Below are 23,883 nucleotides of genomic sequence, written 5' to 3'. Positions count from 1 at the left end.
ACCATGGCCAAACCAGTCAAGCAACTTGATGGCTTTGACCATTGCCGCCCAAGCCCTTCGGCGCGAGTATTTCCCTGCTGTCTACGGTTCCCCCACCAATAAAAAGTACAGAGGGACTCTGCTCATGCGCGATTACTTGTCCGCCACGTCGCAGTTCGATTACCAGCACACTGTCAACGCCGCGCTGTACGGCTCGCTCGAGGCGATGAACGCCTGTGTCGAGTGTTGCGACCGGCACGCCCTGCCTGGCCGTATCGCCCTGTTCTGGGAAGGCCGCGATGGCAGCGATGCGACCTGGACCTACCGTGACGTGCAGGACAACGCGGCACGTTTCGCCAATTTTCTCCTGGCCCAGGGCGTAGGGAAGGGGGACAAGGTCGCCGGGCTGCTGCCGCGCACCGCTGAACTGCTGATCGTGGTGCTCGCCACCTGGCGTATCGGGGCGGTGTATCAGCCGCTGTTCACCGCCTTCGGCCCCAAGGCCATCGAGCATCGTCTCGGCAGTTCCGGGGCACGTATCGTCGTCACTGACCCGGTCAACCGCCCCAAGCTCGACGAAGTTGCCGGTTGCCCGACCATCGTCACGGTGGGCGGCGCCAAAGGGCAGGGGATCGTGCGAGGCGACTTCAGCTTCTGGGCGGAAGTGGCGAACCACCCCAGCCACTGCGAACCAATCATGCTGACCGGTGAAGACCCCTTTCTGCTGATGTTCACTTCCGGCACCACCGGACCGGCCAAGGCGCTGTCAGTGCCGCTCAAGGCCATCGTTGCGTTCCAGAGCTACACCCGCGACGCCGTTGACCTGCGTCCGGAAGACGCCTTCTGGAACGTCGCCGACCCGGGCTGGGCCTATGGCATCTACTTCGGCGTGACCGGCCCCCTGGCCATGGGACACCCGATTACCTTCTACGACGGCCCGTTCACCCTGGAAAGCACCTGCCGGGTGATCAATAAGTACGGCATCACCAACCTGACGGGCTCCCCCACGGCCTACCGCCTGTTGATTGCCGGAGGCGAGCAATTCGCCCGGTCGATCAAAGGCAAGCTGCGCATCGTCAGCAGCGCCGGCGAGCCGTTGAACCCGGAGGTGATCCGCTGGTTCGCCGACAACCTCGACGTAGTGATCCATGACCATTACGGCCAGACCGAACTGGGCATGGTGCTGTGCAACCACCACGGGCTCGATCATCCGGTTCACCTCGGCGCGGCCGGTTTCGCCTCGCCGGGCCACAGAATCGTGGTGCTGGATGAAAACCACCGGGAACTGGGCGTGGGGCAACCGGGTATTCTCGCCATCGACCGCCGCCAGTCCCCCATGTGCTGGTTCGCCGGCTACGAGGGCGGCCCCACCAAGGCGTTCGTCGGTGATTACTACCTGAGCGGTGATACCGTCGAGCTCAACCCTGACGGCAGCATCAGCTTCGTCGGCCGCAGTGATGACGTGATCACCACTTCCGGCTATCGCGTCGGCCCGTTCGACGTGGAAAGCGCCTTGATCGAGCATCCGGCGGTGGTCGAAGCGGCGGTGGTCGGCAAGCCTGACCCGGAGCGTACCGAGCTGGTGAAGGCCTTCGTGGTGCTCAGCGCCCAATACCGCGCCGCGCCGGAACTGGCCGAAGAGCTGCGCCAGCATGTGCGCAAGCGCCTGGCAGCCCATGCCTATCCCCGTGAAATCGAATTTGTCAGCGACTTGCCCAAAACCCCCAGTGGCAAATTGCAGCGCTTTATCTTGCGCAACCAGGAAATCGCCAAGGCTCAAGAGGCTGCGGCGCAGAACGTTTCAGCGTGAACCCAAGGAATCCATGATGCAGATCGACAACAAGATTTTCCTCGTCAGCGGCGGCGCGTCCGGCCTGGGCGCGGCCACCGGCGAGATGCTGGTCAAGGCTGGCGCCAAGGTAATGCTGGTGGACCTCAACGCCGAAGCCGTGGCCGCCCAGGCGCAAAAACTGGGCTGCCAGAGCGTGGTGGCGGACATCAGTAACGAGGCGGCGGCCGAAGCGGCGGTCAAGGCGACCGTCGACACCTTTGGTGGCTTGAACGGACTGGTGAACTGCGCGGGCATCGTGCGCGGCGAGAAGATCCTTGGCAAAAACGGTCCGCACGCCTTGGCAAGCTTCAGCCAGGTGATCAACGTCAACCTGATCGGCAGTTTCAACCTGATGCGCCTCGCGGCGGCGGCCATTGCCGAGACCGAAGCCAATGACGACGGTGAGCGTGGGGTGATCATCAACACCGCTTCGGTCGCTGCGTTCGATGGTCAGATCGGCCAGGCGGCCTATTCGGCGTCCAAGGGGGCCATTGCCAGCCTGACCTTGCCGGCGGCTCGGGAACTGGCCCGCTTCGGTATCCGCGTGATGACCATCGCCCCGGGCATTTTCGAAACCCCGATGATGGCCGGCATGACGCCCGAGGTGCGCGAGTCCCTGGCCGCCGGCGTGCCGTTCCCGCCGCGCCTGGGCAAGCCTGCCGAGTATGCGGCCTTGGCCCGGCATATCATTGAAAACAGCATGCTCAACGGCGAGGTGATCCGTCTCGACGGTGCCTTGCGCATGGCCGCCAAATGAAGGAGGACTTAGCCATGTCCAACGATCCGATTGTCATTGTCAGTGCCGTCCGCACCCCCATGGGTGGCTTTCAGGGCGAGCTCAAGAGTCTTACGGCCCCACAATTGGGGGCTGCCGCCATCAAGGCTGCGGTAGAGCGCGCCGGCATCGACGCTGATGCCGTTGAAGAAGTCCTGTTCGGTTGCGTGCTCGCGGCCGGCCAGGGCCAGGCCCCGGCGCGTCAGGCGGCGCTGGGCGCCGGGCTCGACAAGTCGACCCGCTGCACCACGCTCAACAAGATGTGCGGCTCGGGCATGGAAGCGGCGATCCTGGCCCATGACATGCTCGTCGCCGGCAGCGCCGACGTGGTGGTGGCCGGTGGCATGGAGAGCATGTCCAACGCCCCGTACCTGCTCGATCGCGCCCGCAGCGGCCTGCGCATGGGCCACGGCAAGGTGCTCGACCATATGTTTCTTGATGGCCTGGAGGACGCCTACGACAAGGGCCGCCTGATGGGCACCTTCGCCGAGGATTGCGCCGAAGCCAACGGTTTCAGCCGCGAGGCCCAGGACGCGTTCGCCATCGCCTCCACCACCCGTGCCCAGCAAGCGATCAAGGACGGCAGCTTCGATGCCGAGATCGTGCCGTTGCAGGTCATGGTCGGCAAGGAACAGGTCACTGTAAGCCACGACGAACAGCCGCCCAAGGCGCGGATCGACAAGATCGCCACCCTCAAACCGGCGTTCCGTGAGGGCGGTACGGTGACGGCGGCCAATGCCAGTTCCATATCCGATGGCGCCGCAGCGCTGGTGCTGATGCGCCAGAGCCAGGCCGTACAACGTGGTTTGAAGCCCTTGGCGGTGATTCACGGCCATGCGGCGTTTGCCGACACGCCGAGCCTGTTCCCTACGGCACCTGTCGGTGCAGTGAAGAAACTGATGCAGAAAACCGGTTGGTCGTTGGATCAGGTGGACCTGTTCGAAGTCAACGAAGCCTTTGCCGTGGTCGGGCTGGTGACCATGGGCAAGCTTGAGATCCCTCACAGTAAGGTTAATGTCCACGGCGGCGCGTGCGCCTTGGGTCACCCGATTGGCGCGTCCGGCGCGCGGATCCTGGTGACATTGGTCTCGGCCTTGCGTCAAAAAGGCCTCAAGCGCGGCGTCGCGGCGATCTGCATCGGCGGCGGCGAAGCCACGGCCATGGCTGTCGAATGCCTGTATTAAGGAATCACCATGCTCCCGACTGAAGAACAAACCCAAATCCGTGACATGGCCCGGGACTTCGCCCAGGAGCGCTTGAAGCCGTTCGCTGCCGACTGGGATCGCGAGCACCGTTTCCCCAGGGAGGCCATTGCCGAAATGGGTGAACTGGGTTTTTTCGGCATGCTCGTGCCGGAGCAGTGGGGCGGTTGCGATACCGGTTACCTGGCCTATGCCATGGCCCTGGAAGAAATCGCCGCTGGCGATGGTGCGTGTTCGACCATCATGAGCGTGCACAACTCGGTGGGCTGCGTGCCGATCCTGAAGTTTGGCAACGATGAGCAAAAAGAGCGCTTTCTCGCCCCGCTGGCCAGCGGCGCGATGCTCGGTGCGTTCGCCCTCACCGAGCCCCAGGCCGGTTCGGACGCCAGCAGCCTCAAGACACGGGCGCGCCTGGAAGGTGATCATTACGTGCTCAACGGCAGCAAGCAGTTCATCACCTCGGGGCAGAATGCCGGGGTGGTGATCGTGTTCGCGGTGACCGATCCGAGCGCCGGCAAACGCGGCATCAGCGCCTTCATCGTGCCCACCGATTCGCCGGGCTACAGCGTGGCGCGGGTCGAGGACAAACTCGGGCAGCACGCCTCCGATACGTGCCAGATCCTTTTCGAAGACGTGAAGGTCCCGGTGGCCAATCGGTTGGGTGAGGAGGGCGAAGGTTACCGGATCGCCCTGGCCAACCTGGAAGGCGGACGTGTCGGCATCGCGGCACAATCGGTGGGCATGGCCCGTGCTGCGTTCGAGGCCGCCCGGGACTATGCCCGCGAACGGCAGAGTTTCGGCAAACCGATCATCGAGCATCAGGCCGTGGCGTTCCGGTTGGCGGACATGGCGACCCAGATCGCCGTGGCGCGGCAGATGGTCCATCACGCCGCCACCTTGCGGGACAACGACCAGCCGGCGCTGGTGGAGGCGTCCATGGCCAAGCTGTTCGCCTCGGAAATGGCCGAGAAAGTCTGCTCCATGGCGTTGCAAACCCTGGGCGGATACGGTTATCTCAACGACTTCCCGCTGGAGCGCATCTACCGCGACGTGCGGGTCTGCCAGATCTACGAAGGCACCAGCGACATTCAGCGCATGGTCATTTCGCGCAATCTTTGAACAGGAGTGCTGCATGAATTACGAAACGATTTTGTTGGAGATCAAAGACCGTGTCGGCCTGATCACCCTCAACCGTCCCCAGGCACTGAACGCCTTGAACGCGCAGATCGTCAGCGAACTGAACCATGCGCTGGACAGCCTGGAAGCCGATCCGAAGATCGGCTGCATCGTATTGACGGGGTCGAAGAAAGCCTTTGCCGCCGGTGCGGATATCAAGGAAATGGCTGAGCTGACCTATCCGCAGATTTATCTGGATGACCTGTTCAGCGACAGCGACCGGGTAGCGAATCGCCGCAAGCCCATCATTGCGGCCGTAAACGGCTTTGCTCTGGGCGGCGGCTGCGAACTGGCGCTGATGTGCGACTTCATCCTGGCCGGCGACAACGCCAAGTTCGGCCAGCCTGAAGTCAACCTGGGTGTACTGCCCGGCATGGGCGGCACCCAGCGCCTGACCCGTGCGGTGGGCAAGGCCAAGGCCATGGAAATGTGCCTGACCGGGCGTTTCATCGACGCGGTGGAGGCTGAACGTTGCGGCATCGTGGCGCGGATCGTACCGGCTGACGAACTGCTGGACGACGCCTTGAAAACCGCCGCGCTGATCGCCTCCAAGTCGGTGCCGATCAGCATGATGGTCAAGGAAAGCGTCAACCGGGCGTTTGAAGTGAGCCTGTCCGAAGGTGTTCGTTTCGAGCGTCGGGTGTTCCACGCAGCGTTTGCCACGCAGGATCAAAAGGAAGGCATGGCAGCGTTCGTCGCCAAGCGTTCGCCTGAGTTCCAGGACAAGTAACGCGGCGACCTGACTGACGCTATCGCGAGCAGGCTCGCTCCCACATTGGATTTGAGGTGTCGCAGCTTCTGCATGCATCCTCGAACCCTGTGGGAGCGAGCCTGCTCGCGAAGACGTCGACACATTCAGTATCCAAGTGCCAGACAGACCGCTATCGCGAGCAAGCTCGCTCCCACACAGTCGGACGTCGTATGCAATGGTTGCGTACAACTCGGATCTCTGTGGGAGCGAGCCTGCTCGCGATGCTTTTCAAGCCATCACACCAGGTAGTGCTTCAGCTCCCGGGCGATGACCATCCGCTGTATCTCGCTCGACCCTTCGTAGATCTGGGTGATCCGCGCATCGCGGTAGTAGCGCTCCACCGGGTAATCCTCCAGGTAGCCATATCCGCCATGAATCTGGATGGCGGAGGAGCAAACCTTCTCCGCCATTTCCGAGGCGAACAGCTTGGCCTGGGACGCTTCCGACAGGCATGGCTGGCCGGCGCTGCGTAACCGGGCGGCGTGGAGGACCAGCAGGCGGGCCGCGTTCAGGCGGGTGTGCATGTCGGCCAGCAGATTGGCAATGCTCTGATGTTCGATGATGGCCTTGTCGAACTGCACCCGATCCCGCGCATAGCCCAGGGCCGCTTCGAACGCCGCCCGGGCGATACCCAGGGCCTGGGCCGCTATGCCGATGCGACCGCCTTCGAGGTTGGAGAGGGCGATTGCCAGGCCTTTGCCTCGGGCACCCAGCAGGTTCGCCTCGGGAATGGCGCAGTTGTTCAGGGTCACCGCGCAGGTGTCCGAGGCCCGAATGCCCATCTTGTGCTCGGTGCGGTCCACGATGAAGCCCGGCGTATCGGTTGGCACCAGGAACGCCGAAATGCCTTTCTTGCCCAAGTCAGGATCCGTCACGGCAAACACGATCGCCAGTTTCGCCCGCTTGCCGTTGCTGACGAACTGCTTGGCGCCGTTGATGACCCATTGACCATCCCGCAGTTCGGCACGAGTGCGCAAGTTGTGGGCCTCGGAGCCCGCCTGAGGCTCGGTCAGGCAGAAGCAGCCAATGGACTGGCCGCTCGCCAGTTCGGCGAGCCAGGTCTGCTTCTGCTCATCGGTCCCGTAGTTCAGCACCGGCCCGCACCCCACCGAGTTGTGGATGCTCATCAGTGCCCCAAGCGCGCCATCGCCCGCGGAAATTTCTTCCACCGCCAGCGCATAGGCCACGTAGTCCACGTAGGTGCCGCCCCATTCTTCGGGCACCACCATGCCCAGCAGGCCCAATTCACCCATCTTCGTCACGACACCGTCGTCGATCCAGCCGGCCTTTTCCCAGGCCTGTGCATGGGGCGCGATTTCGCCGCGGGCAAAATCCCTGGCCATGTCGCGGATCATCACTTGTTCTTCAGTCAGTTCGAGGTCGTGCATGGAGTCAATTCCCAAGGTCGTCGAAACCGTCGAAGAAACTCGCTACGTGCCCAGCGTCCAGCGCTTGCAGGGTCGGCGGGTTCCAGCGCGGTTTTTTGTCTTTATCGATCAGCAGCGCGCGCACGCCCTCGATCAGGTCGCCACGCTCGAACCATTGCCGGTCCAGGTGCAACTCCAGGGCAAAGCAGTTTTCCAGGCTCAGATGCCGGCCACGCCGCAACATTTCCAGGGTCACGGCCATGGCCAGGGGGGAGCGGGACGCCAGCAGGTCGGCGGTTTCCAAGGCCCATTCACGGCTGTTGGCGACCGTCACCTGACGCAACTGCTCGACCATGCTCGGTACGTCGGGCAAGGCAAAAAAATGATCGATGGCCGGGCGCAGGGCGTCGAGGGGAGGGGCTGGCAATTGCTGCACGGCAAGCTTGGCCAGCAGGCTTTGCAGGTCCTTGAGCGGCGTATCGCTCCACTCCAGCCGGTCCAGGCGCTCATCGAGTTGCAGGAGTTTGTGGCTCTCCAGATACCAGTCGGCCAGTCCGCAGTACAACGCGTCGGCAGCGCGTATCTGGACCCCGCTGACGCCCAGATAGATGCCCAGCTCGCCGGGAATGCGCGGCAGGAAATAACTGCCGCCCACGTCCGGGAAATAGCCGATGCCGGTTTCCGGCATACCCAGACGGCTGCGTTCGGTGACGATCCGCAGGTCTGCGCCCTGCACCAGACCCATGCCACCGCCCAGGACGAAACCGTCCATCAGTGCAACGATGGGTTTACGGTAGTGATGGATCGTCAGGTCGAGGGCGTATTCCTCGACGAAAAAGTCTTCATGCAGGGTCTCGCCCTGTTTGAAGCTGTCGTAGAGCGAACGTATATCGCCCCCGGCGCAGAACGCCTTCTCGCCAGCGCCGCGCAAGACCACCGCATGGATGCGCGGATCGAGAGCCCAGGTGTCGAGCTGTCGCTGCAAGCGGCGGACCATGTCCAGGGTCAACGCATTGAGGCCGGCGGGGCGGTTCAGGGTCAGATGGCCGATGTGGTTTCGAACCTCGACCAACACCTCGCAGGTCGCGACTTGGACGCTTCCTACGGGTTGTGATGAAACCTGAGCAGTCATCGCTAACTCCCTGCTTTTATTGTTCTTTATGAATTGTGTCGCACGTACCCGGTCTGGATCGTAACAGTGCAAATTTGCATTGCACAACCGGCATACGTGCAGGTCCTTTCTGCATATTTATAGCAGTCACCGAATCATCCGCGACCTGACAGTACCTCTGTGATGCTTCGGCGCTTGGCATGTCGCTCGCTGGCGTGGATCAATTGTTCGAGATCTTCGGGGGTTACGTCGAAAAATGCTTCCATTTCCTCAAGAGCGCGTTTCAAGTCTTCGGCGGTGATGGCCTGGCTGTCGACAGGAGGGTGATCGGCCGGAATGACGGCGACCGGTTCGGCGGCTCGCTTCGGATAGCGCACTCGCGTCAGATTGTTGTAGGCCAAGGCACTGGCGAGCAGGGCCGAACCGGCCAGCATGGCGGCTGCGACACCCTGCCAGTCCAAGGCAATGATGGACGGGTCGGCCAACACCATGGTCGCGGCCAAGGCGCCTGCTGGCGGATGAACGCAGCGCAACCAGCACATCAGCACCAGCGCCATACCGGCTGCCAGACAGGCACTGCCCAGCGTACGGCCCAGCACATGAGCGACCAAAAGCGCCACGACCGATGCGCAGAGGTAGCCGCCAAAAATCGACCAGGGCTGGGCCAGGGCGCCCGAAGACACGGCAAACAGCAGCACCGCAGAGGCACCCAGGGGGCCAATTAAATGTTGAGCCACTTCCAGGCCATAGACCTGGCTGCAGAGCCAGACACTGAACATCGTTCCGAGCGCCATGCCGATGGCGGCGCGGCTCCATTCGGTCGGACGGGTATTGATAGCAGCGGGGATCCAGCGAGCAAGCATTCAGCAAAATCCAAAAAACGAACAAAAAAAGGGGCTTACGGGAAGATCCCAGAAAGCCCTTTAAGTGTTCCAACAGTTGGGGGTGAGGAACGACGTACAGTCTGCCGTTCAGCCCCTTCACTTACAAATTCATATTAATGCTGTTCTAGTGCATTTATTTTGAGTTAAAGAGGCATTCATGCACTGCGAGGCATTTGGAAATGTACGGGGGGTGCGACAGGCAAGTCGCAGGATTGGCCGCGCCCCATCGGAAAGTAGATAAAACCTTTGCTGTTCATGCGCTCCGGGTCGTACAGGTTGCGACCATCAAAGATGACCGGAGCTTTGAGCCGCTGATGGATCAAGTCAAAGTCCGGCGCCTTGAAGGGTTGCCACTCGGTGCAGATGATCAGCGCATCGGCGCCCGGCAAGACCGATTCCGGGGTACCCATCAGCATGAGTTTCGCCTCGTTGGGGTACAACTGCTGGGTCTGCAGCATCGCCTCGGGGTCAAACGCGCGAACACTGGCGCCAGCGGCCCACAGCGCTTGCAGGAGTGCACGGCTGGGCGCATCGCGCATATCGTCGGTATTGGGTTTGAAGGCCAGGCCCCACAGTGCGAAGGTCTTGCCGCGCAAATCGCCCTTGTAGTAAGCCTTGATGCGCTCGAACAGCTTGTGTTTCTGCCGCCCGTTGATGGCTTCCACCGCTTGCAGCAGATCGCTGGCGCAGTGTGCCTGCTCGGCACTGTGGATCAGGGCGCGCATGTCCTTGGGAAAACACGAACCACCGTAGCCGCAACCCGGATAGATGAAGTGATAACCGATGCGCGAGTCCGCGCCGATGCCCAGGCGTACGGCCTCAATGTCGGCCCCCAGATGTTCCGCCAGTTCCGCGATCTGGTTGATGAAGCTGATCTTGGTCGCCAACATGGCGTTGGCGGCGTACTTGGTCAGTTCGGCGCTGCGCAGGTCCATGAACAGCACACGCTCGTGGTTACGGTTGAACGGTGCATACAGGTCACGCATGGTTTCCCGGACTTCCTCGCGCTCGCAACCGATCACGATCCGGTCCGGACGCCGGCAATCGGCGACGGCGGAGCCTTCCTTGAGAAACTCCGGGTTGGACACGATATCGAACTGCAGCAAGCGACCGGCCTTGATCAGGCATTTATTGATGTGTGCGTGCAAAGCATCGCCGGTGCCCACGGGCACGGTGGATTTTTCCACCACGATGACCGGCTGCTCGCGGTAGCGTGCGACGGCTTCGCCGACTGACATGACCTGGGACAGGTCGGCCGAGCCATCCGCCCTGGAAGGCGTGCCGACCGCGATGAACAGGACCTGGCCGTGCTGCACGGCGAGCCGTTCGTCACTGGTGAAATGCAGGCGTCCGGCCTCGACCCCCTCACGCACCAGCGCTGCCAGGCCCGGCTCATAGATGCTGACCTGTCCCTGGCGCAGGCTTTCGACCTTGCGCTCATCGATGTCCATGCAAATGACGTCGTGACCCACTTCGGCCAATACGGCGGCCTGCACCAAGCCGACGTAACCACTTCCGAAGACACTGATTCTCATAGCGGACTCCCTGGCCATCCGAACGGACGAAGATGCACAGCCAGCCGTCGGGCCGTGCGTTCTTCCCAGCGTATGTCCGGGACATTGCAATTCACTTACAGCGGGAAGTCGCAGTGCGAATCAGTGGGAAAAAGGCAGGCAGGTGCCGTTGAGCAACAGATCAGTCTGAATCCAGTCGGTAGGCGACAGGCAATTGCGCAACGAACTCACCCACTACATCCCGGGTGAGGCTGACGATGTCTTCCACCCGTTCCATGCCCGCGCCGGTACGCCAACTGGCGACGATGTCCATCACCGAGGGCAGCGGTACGCCGTCGACCAGTTTCAGTGTGCCTTGGGCCAGTTCGCCCTGGACCAGTGCCGCGGGCATGGCGCCGATGCCAAAACCGTCGCGGACCAGGCGCGTGATGGCCGATGCCGAGTTCACGCAGTTGATGCGTGGCGAAACAATGTTCGCCGAATGCAGCAGGTTGAGGATGTCCTGATGCGGCCGCGAATTGCGCGAGAAGGTGACGATGCGCTCGTGGGACAGGTCATCCAACGATGCGTAAGGGCGGTCATAGACAGAGCCGGTGCGCACCACCCAATGCATCGGGTATCGGGTCAGCAGGGCATTGCGTACGCTGTCCAGGCGCAGGATGTCGGTCTGGAAAATAATGTCCTGGTAGCCTTTCTCCAATTGTGAGCACAGGTTGCTCGCCGTGTCGGCCGACAATTCGATTTCCAGGGCCGGATAGCACTCCATCAGGCGTGTCACCAGGGGGCTGATCCAGGTATGGATCACCGTATCCATGGCGCCGATACGGATCCGGCCGCGGACCTGACGCGGATCCTTGATCACGGCTTTCATGCTTTGCATGGTGTCCATGATGCGCTCGGCGTATTCCAGCACCCGCTGCCCTTCGGACGTCAGCGACACACCTTTGGAGTCGCGCACGAACAGGCGCACGCCCATTTCGTCTTCCAGGGCCGCGATGCGGCTGGAAATCGAGGCCTGGGTGGTGAACAGTTTTTCCGCCGTGAGCCGGAAACTTTTCAGGCGAGCGACCCAGACGAAGGTTTCCAGAAACTTGATGTTCATTGGGACGCTCCTGAGGAACAGATGGGCCATGAGCCGGTTAAAGCATGTCGGCCCTCGCATAGTGGATCACGGGTTGAAGCTCGGTCGCATCCGGTACATTGCTCAGCGCCGCCTGAGGATCGCACCATGGATAGTCCAGCCCGGAAACCCAGGCCATTATCACAGGTAGATTGGCCGCTGGCAGAATTTCCATGTGCTCGATCGTGATCGTCAGACCCTCGACCCGCTTCGACCCAGGTTCGAACTGCCAGTCGTACAGACCACAACCGACACGGACCTCGCCGCTGTTTTTGTCCGACATCGCCACCAGCCATTTGCACTGGAAAGCGTTGGCATCCACGGGGGGCGGAGCTCCCAGGCAAAACGTATAAACGTTCTCGAAGGTCTGGCCAAAGCGCCTGACCAGGACCTCGCCGATGCCCTCGCGACCTTCCACGTGCCCCGGAAAGGAAATGGCGCCGGTGCGCACCACCATGTCCAGGGTAGCCTCGGTCGTGAAAGCCTGGTCGAGCAGGTGAGGGCGGTTGCCATCCTTGGCGTCAATGTAGCGTTGGATCGATAGCCGGGCTGTGTTCATCGTCAGTCCACATCAGGTTGTTCGCTGTGCTTACAACGCACTGTTCCACAAGTCCGTCACCAGCATGCACCCCGGTGCATGGGTGATGCACAGCGGTGGACGGGACGCCTGGACCACCGATTGCGGTGTCACGCCACAGGCCCAGAATACCGGGATTTCGTCCGCTTCGACCGGTACGGCATCGCCGTAATCCGGCCGGTCCAGGGATGCGATGCCGATCAGGGCCGGGTCGCCGATATGCACCGGGGCACCATGGACGTTGGGCATGCGGCCAGTGATCTGGATGGCCTGAATGGCGGCAGCGGCCTTCATCGGGCGCATGCTCACGACCATTTTGCCGGCCAGCCGGGCGGTGGGGCGCGTGTCGATGTTGGTCCGGAACATGGCGACATTACGGCCCAGCTCGATATGCCGCAGATGAATGCCGGCTTCCAGCAACGGTTGTTCGAAGGAGAACGAGCAACCGAGGGCGAAGGCGACCATGTCGTCCTGCCACAGGTGTTCGATGTCGAGGGGGTCCTCGCTCAGTTCACCGTGGCGGAAGACTCGGTAGCGGGGCACGTCATGGCGGATATCGATGGCGCTGCCCAGGTGACGGAAATACGGATCGCCGGGTTCGGTCACGTCCAATATCGGACAGGCTTGGCGGTTCAGTGTGCAGTAGCGCAGGAATTCGTCGGCCCAATCGCCGGGCAAAATCACGATGTTGGCTTGCACCCGGCCCGGACCCAGTCCGCTGGTGTGCCCCTGATAATGGCCGGCGGCGATGCTCTGGCGAAGGGCTGGCGGTTCGTACTGCTGCAGTTGCTCGAAGGTGGGGGCTGGCTGAGTCATCGAAGTGGCGCCTGTTCTTGTTGGATTTTTACCCTAAAAGCCCGCGATGCCGGCGTCCAACAAGGAATGTTGGTGCGTGCGACAAGTAAAAGTTATCGCCAGGGTGTGATTGCCAGCAACTGCAACGATCACTCCGAATCAGAGCCCACGGTGCATCAGATTTTCTTATGGCCGATCCGGCTTTTTTCCCGTTTGACGCTTCCGGATCGCCAAACGAAGAATCCGCACCACGACGCCGCTGATGGCGTCCGTGTCCCCACGACAACGTCTTCACACAACAATAACGAGGCGCACGCAAAGCCCCCCGAAAGGGTTCGCTCGCGTCGATAAAAGGAGCACGCATGCGACATTTCAACCCCATCCAACCGATTTACACCCCGCTTGGCGCGGCATTGGGTTTGAGCTTGATTGGTTTACCCAGCGCCCACGCCGATTTCATCGCCGACAGCAAAGGCAGCCTGGAAGCACGCAACTTCTATTTCAATCGCGACTTTCGCCAGACGGGCGCCCGGGACAAGGCCGAAGAGTGGGCGCAGGGTTTCCTGTTGCGGATGGAGTCGGGATACACCGCCGGCACCGTCGGCTTCGGTCTGGACGCCCTGGCCATGGCCGGTTTCAAACTGGACTCCGGGGGCGGCACGTCGGGCACCAATCTGTTGCCGGCGGATTCGTCCGGAGGTTCTCAAGACCGCTATGGGGAAGTGGGCCTGACCGCCAAGATGCGCCTGTCCAACAGCACCCTCAAGCTGGGCACGCTGCAAATCAAAGACCCGGTGGTCAACTCCAACGACACCCGCCTGTTACCGGGAACGTTCAAGGGCGGCCAGGTGAACGTGCAGGAAATTGACCGACTGAAACTGACCGGCGGGCAGCTCACCCAGATCAACTTCGTCGACTCCACCGATTACCAGGACATGACCGCCAACCGCATCGGCGGCACCAGCGACAAGTTCCAGTTCGCCGGGGCGGACTATCAATTCCTGCCAAATCTCACGGCGCAATACCGTTACGGGAGGCTGGAAGACATCTATCAGCAGAACTACCTCGGGTTCGTGCATACCCTGGACCTGGGCGGCGGTCAGTCCCTCAAAAGTGATGTGCGCTACTCGCGCAGCACAGAGGACGGCAATTTCCGTGACCTGGACAACCAGGCGTTCGGCGCCTTGTTCACCTATAGCCTCGGTGGACATGCCCTGGGCCTGGGCTATCAGCGCATGAGCGGTGACGATCCGTTCCCGTATATCAGCCGCAGTGACCCGTACCTGGTGAACTTCGTGCAGATCGGCGACTTCGCCAACGTCGACGAACGCTCCTGGCAGGCCCGCTATGACTACAATTTTGCTGCGCTCGGCCTACCGGGATTGACGTTCATGACGCGCTACATTTCAGGCGACAACGTGCAACGCACCGCGCCCGGCGAAGGCAAGGAATGGGAGCGCAACACGGACATTGCCTATGTCGTACAGGACGGCACGTTCAAGGGGTTGGGCCTGAAATGGCGCAACGCCTCGGTCCGCTCGAACTTCGGTAATGACCTGGATGAGAACCGCTTGATCGTCAGCTATACGATGTCGCTTTGGTAACCCTCGATGCCCGCGATGGCGCTGCTGCGTGAGCGGCGCTATTGCATTTTATGAAAGGGTGGATTGCGGTTCATGGGTATTCCGCCTCGTCGGCAAACGACAGAAGATGAGCCCATGACAACGCACCTGTGCATCGGGTGCGAACCCACCCACACCGTAGTGTCATCCCTGCGGGCAGGAGGACAGACCCATGGACAACGCCTCGACAGCAACCGGCTCCCCCTGGCATGAAGGCGAACTGACCCTGCAACGCTCCGTCGGCGCGGTGGAGATGATGGTCGGTGTCGGCCAACGGCAGATGTCCCGGACATGGATGCCGGACCAGCATCGGGAGTTCTACGCCCAACTGCCTTTCGTCGTGCTGGGGGCGGTGGATCCTCAAGGTGACGTGTGGGCCACGCTCCGCACGGGACAACCCGGTTTCATGAATTCGCCCGATCCACAGACACTGCACATCGATTTTGCGCCGCAGCCGGACGATCCGGCCCAGGCGGGCATGAACGCGGGTGACGCCATCGGCCTGCTGGGCATCGAATTGCACACCCGTCGGCGCAACCGCATGAACGGCACCATTGTCCGTCGGCTCGACCATGGCGTGGACATCACGGTCCGCCAGGCTTATGGCAATTGCCCGCGCTATATCAATCTGCGTCAGTACCGCTTTGTCGACGTGCAGGAATCCGAAGCGCTTGAGCTGACGGTGGCGGATCCGCTCGTACGTCGCCTGGTCACTGCAGCGGATTCGTTTCACGTCGCCACCTACGTAGAGCGTGACGGCGAACGGCAGATCGATGCGTCCCACCGGGGTGGCAAGCCTGGTTTCGTGCGCATGGACGAGGCCGGGACGCTGACCATTCCGGACTTTTCCGGAAACCTGTTTTTCAACACGTTGGGCAACATCCAGCTCAATCCGCGTGCCGGGCTGCTTTTCATCGATTTCGCCACCGGCGATCTTGTGCAGATGACCGGCTCGGCAGAGGTTTTGCTGGACTCGCCGGAAATCGCCGCGTTCCAGGGCGCCGAACGGTTATGGCGGTTCACGCCGCAGCGCATTGTCTTGCGCCGGGCCGCGATCCCGTTGCGTTGGGACGATCAGGCCGACGGTGATTCACCCAATTCGTCGATGACCGGCAGTTGGGAACAGGCCGCCGAGCGCTTGCAGGCCGAGGCCATGCGCACACGCTGGCGTGCGTTGCGGGTTGCTCGCATCGTGGACGAGAGCCCCAACATCCGTTCCTTCTATCTGGAGGCCACGGACGGTGTCGGTTTGCCCGGCTTCGACGCCGGGCAGCATTTGCCCGTACGGGTAGCGTTGCAGGGCCAGGCGGCCGCGGTGATTCGAACCTACAGCGTCTCCAGCGCACCGTCGGATGATTTCCTGCGCATCAGCGTCAAGCGCGATGGCTCGGTATCTTCCCACTTGCATGACCGGGTACAAGTAGGGGATGAAATCGAAGTGCGGGCACCCCAAGGGCATTTCATCGTGCAAGCCACTGAGCGACGTCCCCTGGTGCTGCTGGCGGCGGGCGTCGGTGTGACGCCGCTGTTGTCGATGCTGCGCGAGGTGGTTTACCAAGGGCTGCGTATCAATCGCATGCGTCCGGTCTGGATGGTGCAAAGTGCCCGTACCGTGGCCGACCTGGCCTTTCGTGAAGAGATCGACGCGTTGGTTGCCCGCTCGGGCGGCAAGGTCCGGGTGTTGCGGATGGTCAGCCAGCCGCCCGTCGGGGCCGACGCTGGCAAAGGCTATGAGGCCGAAGGCCGGATCGACATCGAGCTGCTCAAGCAATGGCTGCCCCTCAACGACTACGATTACTACCTGTGCGGGCCGGGCAGTTTTACTCAGGCGCTGTATGACGGTTTGCGCGGGCTGCGCATCCCGGACGACCGCATCCATGCAGAAACTTTCGGCCCGTCCACCCTGGTGCGTGACGTTGAAATCAGCCTGCCAGCGGTACAGCAAGTGCCTGCCGCGAGCGAACCGGTCAAGGTATTGTTCGCCACCTCGGCCAAGGAAGGGCGTTGGGAGCCCGGCAACGGAACGTTACTGGAGCTGGCGGAAGCCCGGGGATTGAGCCCCGAGTTCAGCTGCCGTGGCGGTTCGTGCGGCACCTGTAAAACCCGCATGACCCGCGGCCAGGTGCATTACCTGAACACGCCGGCCATGCCGTTGGCGCAAGACGAGGTCCTGATCTGCTGCGCGGTGCCGGCCCAAGGCAGCGAGACGCTGGTGCTGGAGGTGTGAAGGGCGCCTCTGGATGCTTTCGGCCCAGATGGCCCGGCGGATGCGCCCGGGCGCTTCGCCATCGGGCAGGGGTTAGACAACGTCGGGGGGATGAGGCTACCGTTATGCCCCCTTCGTAGTAAACCAAACCCAGGACTCCCCCCTCGATATGCCCGCCAATGACTACGACCTGTACGTGGATTTCCATTCGCCCGACGCCAACATCGCTGCCCGTGAACGTGCGCCGATGCTGGATCAGGAAAGGGCCTGGGCGCATTATCGAGCGAGTGTTCACACCAGCGGCTGGCTGCAATGGACTGTGATGCCGCTCGCTATCGGACCTGTATTGCCGGCACTGGTCCTGTTCCTGGGCATCTGGGTCTATCAGGGGCTGTTCGACCCGGACTTCGATATCGATCGCTACGGGGCACACACACTGGGATGGCTCGCGGCGGGCACGGTGCTGTTCGTTGCCGGCTGGGTGGCCTGGAACAGGCACCGCGCTCTACACGACCTAAGGCTGCGTTACTGGCGAGACATGCCCGAGCACGGCGAAGTGGAACTGGAGCGGCACACCCTGATTCGTGGCGTCAGCCTGTGGTCGCTCGATTATGACCCTGACCGGTGCCATATCCCGCAATGGCTCGGCGAGCGCATCCAGGAGATGCCCGACAGCGGCGTCTCGCAATGGATCCTGACGCAAACCGCCGAAGGGCAATGGCTGGTGCTGCGTCACTTCATTGCAGGCAGCTTCGCGGGTTACGGCAAGACCGTGCAGCCCCCGGCGAGCAAGCACCTGCAGGTGAATCGTGACCTGGCCATTGCGTTTGCCCCGCGCACCAACATTTCGTTGGGGCTGCGCTTTTCCGGGATGCCGATTGAGCTGGCCTGCACCGATTACTGGCTCAGCGCGCCCGAACTCGAACGCCTGGACGACGCGGCCCATCACTGGAAGTTTTTCGCGCCGGACCGCTATGGGGTGGTCAATCCGATAGAGGTCCCGTGGATCGAGGCATTGGTTGCGAAAGCCCAGGCAAAGGCCGCGTGACGCGGTGAAGCGGGCGAGGGACTCAATGCGTTAAGCTGTCAGCATTCAAAAACGCACCGGCCGGGCAAAGAAGATGAATCGTCGCAAGAAAATCAAGCAGCTCCTGGAAGCCCACGCCAAGAAAGCCAGCGCCAAACTGGCCCCGCGAAACAAACCCAAGTACATCAGCAAGGCCGATCGTTTGAAACTGGAGGCTGAATCGGCTGCGGCTCAGTCGATATCGTCGAGTGTTGATACGTTGAGCACCGATTGATCCGGGCGACGCAGGGTAGGGGGTGATGTTCCGTAGACCTGTATCGCGTCCTGTTTCGTAGTTGAAACATCGACCTTGATCACGATCCGGCCGCGATCCTGCTTGCGCGAATGCGGGAGAGTCAGTCCTTCCTGGCACCCGGCGGATTGTCCTGGCGATAGGTATGGTCGGGTTTGATCACCCATTGCCTGACCTGCTCGTCCAGTTCTTTGCTGTGATACAGGTCCAGGCATTTGAGCAGGTCAAAGCGAACCCCTTTACGTTCCGATTCGACCAAAGGGTTGCCGTAATCGCGCGCCAGGAACTGCTCAACCAGCGGGTGACTGGCTTGCGGCGCCTGTTCGAAGTCGAAATAGGTCCAGTCCATCAGCGCGCTGGCGCTGCTTCCGGCATCCGCGGCCGCTTTGGGTTCGCTTTTGTAGGCGGTCGCGATGCAGTCTGCCAGTGCCATGTCTTTGTAGTTCTGTGCGTAGCTGCGCCCGGCGGCCTGTGGCGAGTGGCTCGGGTCGTCCTTGGACCAGCTGCTGGAGGGCAGGGATGCCCAAGCCAGGATCAGGGCGGTGGTTAGATACTTCATCAAGGCCAGCTCAAGAGAAAAGCAGCAACTATAGACCCGTGCCGAGATCCACCGGGCGTCGCGTCATACCGCGCCGGTTCTGATCCAGGCATAGACTGGGTATCCCAGCGGTGGCTTTCAGCCCCGCGTGGTTATCCATCCGACCACCGCAAACATTCTTCAGGTTCTTTACGCCCGTGTCGACGGTGGCCTTCTTGCAGGAGGGTACGTAATGGACGAGGCAAAACTGAACGAGTTCATGGGTAAGCTGGTGTCCGACATGGGCGCCTCGGCCATGCTCGCCAATGTGATACTGGGTGATGAACTCGGGCTGTACAAGGCCATGGCCGACAGCCAACCGGTGACTCCCGAGGCGCTTGCTTCCAGGACCGGTTGCAACCCGCGGCTGGTCCGGGAGTGGCTGAGCGCTCACGTGGCGTCCGGCTATATGGAGCACCGAGAAGGACAATTCGTGCTGCCCGAGGAGCAGGCGATGGCATTGGCCATCGAGGACTCGCCGGTGTACGCGGCGGGCGGCGTCATGGTGGTGGCCTCCATGTTCCACGACAAGGACAAACTGGTGGCGGCCATGCGTGGCGATGGCGGGCTGGCCTGGGGCGATCATCACCCCTGTATGTTCAGCGGTACCGAGCGTTTTTTCCGGCCCGGTTACAAAACCTATCTGGTGTCGCAGTGGTTGCCGGCATTGGAAGGGGTCGTGGAAAAGCTCACGGCCGGTGCACGGGTTGCGGACGTTGGCTGTGGGCACGGGGCTTCGACCATCGTCATGGCGCAGGCCTTTCCGGCGTCGCGCTTCGTGGGTTTCGATTATCACGGTCCCTCCATCGTGACCGCCATGCAGCGGGCCAAGGAGGGCGGCGTCGATGAGCGCGTCAGTTTTGCCCAAAACACCGCCAAGGATTTTCCGGGAGAGGATTACGACCTGATCTGCTATTTCGATTGCCTGCACGACATGGGCGACCCGGTCGGTGCGGCGCAACATGCGTATCGGTCGCTGAAAGCAGACGGAACAGTGCTGTTGGTCGAACCCTATGCCAAGGACACGCTCGACGAGAACATCAACCCTGTCGGACGGCTGTTCTACGCCGCATCCACCTTTATCTGCACGCCGAACTCGTTGTCCCAGGAGGTTGGGTTGGGGCTCGGTGCGCAGGCCGGGGAGGCAAGGTTGCGGGAAGTTTTCGAGGCGGCGGGTTTCAGACACCTGCGTCGTGCGGCAGAAACGCCTTTCAACCTGATTCTGGAGGCTCGTAAGTAATCGTCTTGGAATCCCCCGTGCATGGTTTTGAAAGCCATGCACGGCTTGATCGGGTTTGTTCTGCAGCTTTGCTCCACTGCGCCTAAGCTTCTTCACGGACGATCGTGGAGAAGGGACCCCCGTGACGAAAAAAATGACGGTTGGACAGCTCACGATGTTGACGGCCGTCAACATGCTGGGCTCGGGCATTGTGCTGTTGCCCACCAAACTCGCCGAAGTCGGCGGTATTTCGATTCTTTCCTGGCTGATCACGGCCACGGGCTCGCTGGCGCTGGCCTATGCTTTTGCGCGATGCGGCATGCTCAGTCGCAAGACCGGAGGCATGGGGGGCTATGCCGAATACACCTTCGGCAAGTCCGGTAACTACATCACCAACTACACCTATGGGCTGTCCCTGCTGATTGCCAACGTGGCGATCAGCATTACGGCGGTCGGCTACATACAGACCCTCTTCGATATACGACTCGACGCGCTGCAAGTCGGCCTCGCCACCATCGCGCTGCTCTGGATCACCACGTTCGCGAACTTCGGCGGCGCGAGCATCACCGGCAGGATCGGCTCGGTCACCGTGTGGGGCGTTATCGCGCCGGTGGTGCTGGTGTCGACGATTGGCTGGTTCTGGTTCGATGGCAGCGTGTATGCCGCCGGTTGGAACCCTCACGATAAGACCTGGTACGACGCCGCGGGCGCGTCGGTGGCGATCACGTTGTGGGCATTCCTGGGGCTGGAGTCTGCCTGCGCCAACGGCGATGCGGTGGACAATCCCGAGAAGAACGTACCGATCGCCGTACTGGGGGGGACGCTGGGTGCCGCGGTGATTTATATCGCGTCCACCAACGTCATCGCCGGCATCGTCGGCAACGCCGAACTCGTCAGTTCCACCGCGCCGTTCGGCCTGGTCTTTGCCAGAATGTTCACGCCCATGATCGGCGATATCGTCATGGGCCTGATGGTGCTGGCCTGCATCGGCTCCTTGCTCGGTTGGCAATTCACCGTGGCCCAGGTCTTCAAGAGTTCGGCCGATACGGGGTATTTCCTGCCGATTTTCGCCAAGGCCAACCAGCATGGCGTTCCGATCATCGGCATGCTGATCCTGCTGGCGCTGCAAACCGCCATGGCGTTGCTCACCATCAGCCCTGACCTGGCCAAGCAGTTCGACACCCTGGTCAATCTGGCGGTGGTCACCAACCTGGTGCCCTACATCCTGTCGATGGCCACCTTGATGACGCTGCAAAACGTCTCGGGCGTCCCGGCCAGAAAGGCACTGATCACCAATATCGTCGCCGGCATCGCGGCGGCCTACAGCTACCTTGCGCTCTACAGCGCCGGCGCTCAGGCACTGATGCTCGGCGGCGTGGCGACCATCGTCGGCTACACGCTCTTCGGGTTCGTCAACACCCGGTTGATTCGTCTCGAGGCGCTGAACAACAGCGTTCCGACCCAGACCGTCGCGGCGCAACACATCGTGGGTGAGGTTGTCCCAGTCAATGACCTGCCGCCAAAACGCCTGAAAACGACCAGAACGGAGCCTCAATCATGACGGAAAACAGACAGCTGCTTGGCATGCTCGCGTTGCTGGTCTGCAACCAGCCGGACAAGCGTACCGTCTTCGGCCGGGCGTTGATCCAACTGATCACGGACGTTGAGGAGCGCTCCATCAGCGTGTTGACCTCCGAAAGCCTGAGCGATGCGAAGTCGATCCTCAGCAGCGACCCGGCCATCCAGTGTGTATTGCTCAGTTGGGAAATGGACAGCAGCGACGACCATCAGGAGTGCATCGACCTGCTGGCGGCCTTGCGCGAGCGCAACACCCGCGTGCCGGTGTTCCTGATCAGTGACCGCAGCACCGCATCGAGCGTGCCGCTGATCGTGATGCAATACGCCGACGATTTCATCTGGTTGCCGGAGGACACCAGTCGCTTCCTCAGCGGCCGCATCATGGCCGCCATCGAGCGTTATCGCCAGGCTGTGTTGCCGCCCATGTTCGGCGCGTTGCTGAAGTTCGCCCGCGGCTACGAATACTCCTGGCACACCCCCGGCCACGCCGGCGGCACGGCCTTTTTGAAAAGTACCGCAGGCCGCGCATTCTATGAGTTCTTCGGCGAAAACCTGTTGCGCTCCGACTTGTCGATTTCGGTCGGCGAACTGGGCTCGCTGCTCGATCACAGTGGCCCCATCGGCCAGGGCGAGCGCTACGCGGCAAAGGTGTTCGGTGCCCACCGTACCTATTACGTGACCAACGGCTCATCGATGTCCAATCGGGTGATCCTCATGGCCAGTGTCACCCGCGACCAGATCGCCCTGTGCGACCGTAACTGTCATAAGTCCGCCGAGCACGCGATGACGTTGTCCGGTGCGATTCCCACGTACCTGGTGCCCACGCGCAACCGCTACGGCATCATCGGCCCGATCTTGCCGCAAACCTTGAGCGCCGAAGGTGTGAAGTCCGCCATCGCCAATAATCCATTGGTCCAGGACCACATCGATCCAACGCCGGTACACGCGATCATTACCAATTCCACCTACGACGGCCTGACCTACAATGTTCGGCGCGTCGAAGAGTTGCTCGGGCAGAGTGTCGATCGCCTGCATTTCGATGAAGCCTGGTACGGTTATGCGCGCTTCAACCCGCTGTACAAGGACCGTTTCGCGATGCACGGCAACCCGGAAGATCACGACCCGTCCAAGCCCACCGTGTTTGCCACGCAATCGACACACAAGCTGCTGGCGGCGCTGTCCCAGGCGTCGATGATCCACGTGCGTAACGGCCGCAACCCAATCCCCCATGGCCGGTTCAATGAGTCCTTCATGATGCACGCCTCGACCTCGCCCAATTACGCGATCATGGCCTCGTGCGACGTGAGCTCGGCCATGATGGAAGCCCCCAGCGGGCAAATCCTGACCAATGAATCCATCGAGGAGGCCATTGCGTTCCGCCAGGTGATCTCGCGCATGCAGTGTGAGATGTCGACCCATGACGATTGGTTCTTCTCATGCTGGCAACCGCCTTCGGTTCAAGTGGATGCGGTGCAGGTTCCTTTCCATGAAGTCGATCCCCTGCGGCTCAAGACCGATCCGGACTGCTGGGTGCTGCACCCGCATGAGGTCTGGCATGGCTTCGGTGACATCGAGGACGGCTATTGCATGCTCGACCCGATCAAGGTGTCGATCCTGAGTCCGGGCATGGGCGATGACGGCAATTTGCTCGACTTTGGCATCCCTGCCTGTGTATTGAGCGCCTACCTGGGGCATCAAGGCATCGTGGTCGAGAAAACCACGGATTTCACGATCCTGTTCCTGTTCTCCATCGGTATTACCAAGGGCAAATGGGGCACATTGGTTAACGCACTGCTGGACTTCAAGCGCGACTTCGACACCAATCTGGAACTTGAGCTGTGCCTGCCCGACTTGCTGAACGCGAACCAGCAGCGCTACGCCGGCATGGGGTTGAAGGACCTGGCGCAAGAGATCTTCGCGGCGATGAAAAAGACCCGGATCACCGCCGCCATGTCTCAGGCTTTCGGCACCTTGCCCAACGCCGAACTCAGCCCGGTGGAAACCTACGAGCACCTGGTCAAGGGCAAGGTCGAGCAGGTCACCCTCGATGAAGCCGCCGGCCGCATCGCCGCCACGGGCATCGTGCCGTATCCACCGGGCATTCCGCTGCTGATGCCGGGGGAGAATGCAGGGACCTCTGACGGCCCGCTGCTGGCGTATCTCAAGGCACTCGAGAGCTTTGACCGATCGTTCCCTGGCTTCGCTCACGATACCCACGGGATTGAAAGCGAGGCGGGGGTGTATCGGATGCTGGTATTGAAGTAGCGAATAAAGCGCAGC

The 23,883-nt window shown here is 61.6% G+C and carries 20 protein-coding genes; 12 read left to right on the top strand and 8 right to left on the bottom strand.

Annotated elements, in window-relative coordinates; genetic code table 11:
* The first annotated feature begins 124 nt into the window (after positions 1-124).
* Genes EGM97_RS11695 through EGM97_RS11675 form a run of 5 tightly spaced genes read left to right on the top strand, consistent with a single transcriptional unit; the run spans position 125 to position 5,693 of the window.
* Positions 125-1,789 (top strand): AMP-binding protein, encoded by a 1,665-nt coding sequence (locus tag EGM97_RS11695; protein ID WP_238964650.1) that lies wholly within the window; start codon positions 125-127, stop codon positions 1,787-1,789.
* 16 nt (positions 1,790-1,805) lie between these two features.
* The gene (locus tag EGM97_RS11690) at positions 1,806-2,567 is read left to right on the top strand and encodes an SDR family NAD(P)-dependent oxidoreductase (protein WP_238964651.1); all 762 of its coding nucleotides are present in this window, start codon (positions 1,806-1,808) and stop codon (positions 2,565-2,567) included.
* A gap of 14 nt (positions 2,568-2,581) precedes the next feature.
* Positions 2,582-3,769, top strand: a complete 1,188-nt coding sequence (locus tag EGM97_RS11685; RefSeq protein WP_238964652.1) for an acetyl-CoA C-acyltransferase — start codon at positions 2,582-2,584, stop codon at positions 3,767-3,769.
* 9 nt (positions 3,770-3,778) lie between these two features.
* Entirely contained in the window at positions 3,779-4,906 is a 1,128-nt protein-coding gene (locus EGM97_RS11680; protein WP_238964653.1) for an acyl-CoA dehydrogenase, read from the top strand.
* A gap of 13 nt (positions 4,907-4,919) precedes the next feature.
* On the top strand, positions 4,920-5,693 hold the full coding sequence (locus EGM97_RS11675; protein WP_238964654.1) for an enoyl-CoA hydratase: 774 nt from the start codon (positions 4,920-4,922) through the stop codon (positions 5,691-5,693).
* Between the two features lie 257 nt (positions 5,694-5,950).
* On the opposite strand, the gene EGM97_RS11670 is transcribed toward EGM97_RS11675, so the two are convergent.
* From EGM97_RS11670 to EGM97_RS11640, 7 genes are all read right to left on the bottom strand, one after another.
* Positions 5,951-7,102 carry an acyl-CoA dehydrogenase family protein gene (locus EGM97_RS11670; RefSeq protein WP_238964655.1) on the bottom strand — a complete coding sequence of 384 codons (1,152 nt, stop codon included), beginning with the start codon at positions 7,100-7,102 and terminating at the stop codon, positions 5,951-5,953.
* Between the two features lie 4 nt (positions 7,103-7,106).
* Positions 7,107-8,213: an enoyl-CoA hydratase/isomerase family protein gene (locus EGM97_RS11665; RefSeq protein ID WP_238964656.1), complete on the bottom strand. Its 1,107-nt coding sequence runs from the start codon at positions 8,211-8,213 to the stop codon at positions 7,107-7,109.
* 134 nt (positions 8,214-8,347) lie between these two features.
* On the bottom strand, positions 8,348-9,055 hold the full coding sequence (locus EGM97_RS11660; protein ID WP_238964657.1) for an HPP family protein: 708 nt from the start codon (positions 9,053-9,055) through the stop codon (positions 8,348-8,350).
* Between the two features lie 176 nt (positions 9,056-9,231).
* Positions 9,232-10,611, bottom strand: coding sequence for a UDP-glucose dehydrogenase family protein (locus EGM97_RS11655; protein ID WP_238964658.1), 1,380 nt, complete (start codon positions 10,609-10,611; stop codon positions 9,232-9,234).
* A gap of 160 nt (positions 10,612-10,771) precedes the next feature.
* Positions 10,772-11,692, bottom strand: a complete 921-nt coding sequence (locus tag EGM97_RS11650) for a LysR family transcriptional regulator (RefSeq protein WP_238964659.1) — start codon at positions 11,690-11,692, stop codon at positions 10,772-10,774.
* A 37-nt stretch (positions 11,693-11,729) separates the two neighbouring features.
* Entirely contained in the window at positions 11,730-12,269 is a 540-nt protein-coding gene (locus EGM97_RS11645; RefSeq protein WP_238964660.1) for a hypothetical protein, read from the bottom strand.
* 30 nt (positions 12,270-12,299) lie between these two features.
* On the bottom strand, positions 12,300-13,103 hold the full coding sequence (locus tag EGM97_RS11640; protein WP_238964661.1) for a putative hydro-lyase: 804 nt from the start codon (positions 13,101-13,103) through the stop codon (positions 12,300-12,302).
* 341 nt (positions 13,104-13,444) lie between these two features.
* Between EGM97_RS11640 and EGM97_RS11635 the strand changes: the two genes are divergently transcribed.
* From EGM97_RS11635 to EGM97_RS11620, 4 genes are all read left to right on the top strand, one after another.
* Positions 13,445-14,686: an OprD family porin gene (locus EGM97_RS11635; RefSeq protein ID WP_238964662.1), complete on the top strand. Its 1,242-nt coding sequence runs from the start codon at positions 13,445-13,447 to the stop codon at positions 14,684-14,686.
* Between the two features lie 190 nt (positions 14,687-14,876).
* On the top strand, positions 14,877-16,931 hold the full coding sequence (locus tag EGM97_RS11630; protein WP_238964663.1) for a 2Fe-2S iron-sulfur cluster-binding protein: 2,055 nt from the start codon (positions 14,877-14,879) through the stop codon (positions 16,929-16,931).
* Between the two features lie 148 nt (positions 16,932-17,079).
* Positions 17,080-17,958, top strand: a complete 879-nt coding sequence (locus EGM97_RS11625) for a hypothetical protein (RefSeq protein WP_238964664.1) — start codon at positions 17,080-17,082, stop codon at positions 17,956-17,958.
* A gap of 73 nt (positions 17,959-18,031) precedes the next feature.
* Positions 18,032-18,211, top strand: a complete 180-nt coding sequence (locus EGM97_RS11620) for a DUF2986 domain-containing protein (RefSeq protein ID WP_238964665.1) — start codon at positions 18,032-18,034, stop codon at positions 18,209-18,211.
* Positions 18,212-18,332: 121 nt separating this feature from the next.
* Here EGM97_RS11620 and EGM97_RS11615 read toward each other — a convergent pair whose 3' ends face one another.
* Complete coding sequence (locus tag EGM97_RS11615; RefSeq protein WP_238964666.1) at positions 18,333-18,788, bottom strand: type VI secretion system amidase immunity protein Tai4; 456 nt, start codon at positions 18,786-18,788, stop codon at positions 18,333-18,335.
* Between the two features lie 211 nt (positions 18,789-18,999).
* Between EGM97_RS11615 and EGM97_RS11610 the strand changes: the two genes are divergently transcribed.
* The 3 genes from EGM97_RS11610 to EGM97_RS11600 all read left to right on the top strand — a co-directional run bounded on the left by EGM97_RS11610 (position 19,000) and on the right by EGM97_RS11600 (position 23,868).
* Complete coding sequence (locus EGM97_RS11610) at positions 19,000-20,046, top strand: class I SAM-dependent methyltransferase (RefSeq protein WP_238964667.1); 1,047 nt, start codon at positions 19,000-19,002, stop codon at positions 20,044-20,046.
* Positions 20,047-20,179: 133 nt separating this feature from the next.
* Positions 20,180-21,586 (top strand): putrescine-ornithine antiporter, encoded by a 1,407-nt coding sequence (gene potE, locus EGM97_RS11605; protein ID WP_275300737.1) that lies wholly within the window; start codon positions 20,180-20,182, stop codon positions 21,584-21,586.
* Positions 21,583-23,868, top strand: a complete 2,286-nt coding sequence (locus tag EGM97_RS11600; RefSeq protein ID WP_238964669.1) for an Orn/Lys/Arg family decarboxylase — start codon at positions 21,583-21,585, stop codon at positions 23,866-23,868. The genes potE and EGM97_RS11600 overlap by 4 nt, the downstream gene beginning before the upstream one ends.
* Positions 23,869-23,883 lie beyond the last annotated feature (15 nt).

Source organism: Pseudomonas sp. AF32 (genome assembly GCF_022342325.2).
Taxonomy (GTDB): domain Bacteria; phylum Pseudomonadota; class Gammaproteobacteria; order Pseudomonadales; family Pseudomonadaceae; genus Aquipseudomonas; species Aquipseudomonas uvaldensis.
Note: the sequence above shows the minus strand (reverse complement) of the source record. Positions and strands in the feature narration are given on the sequence as shown.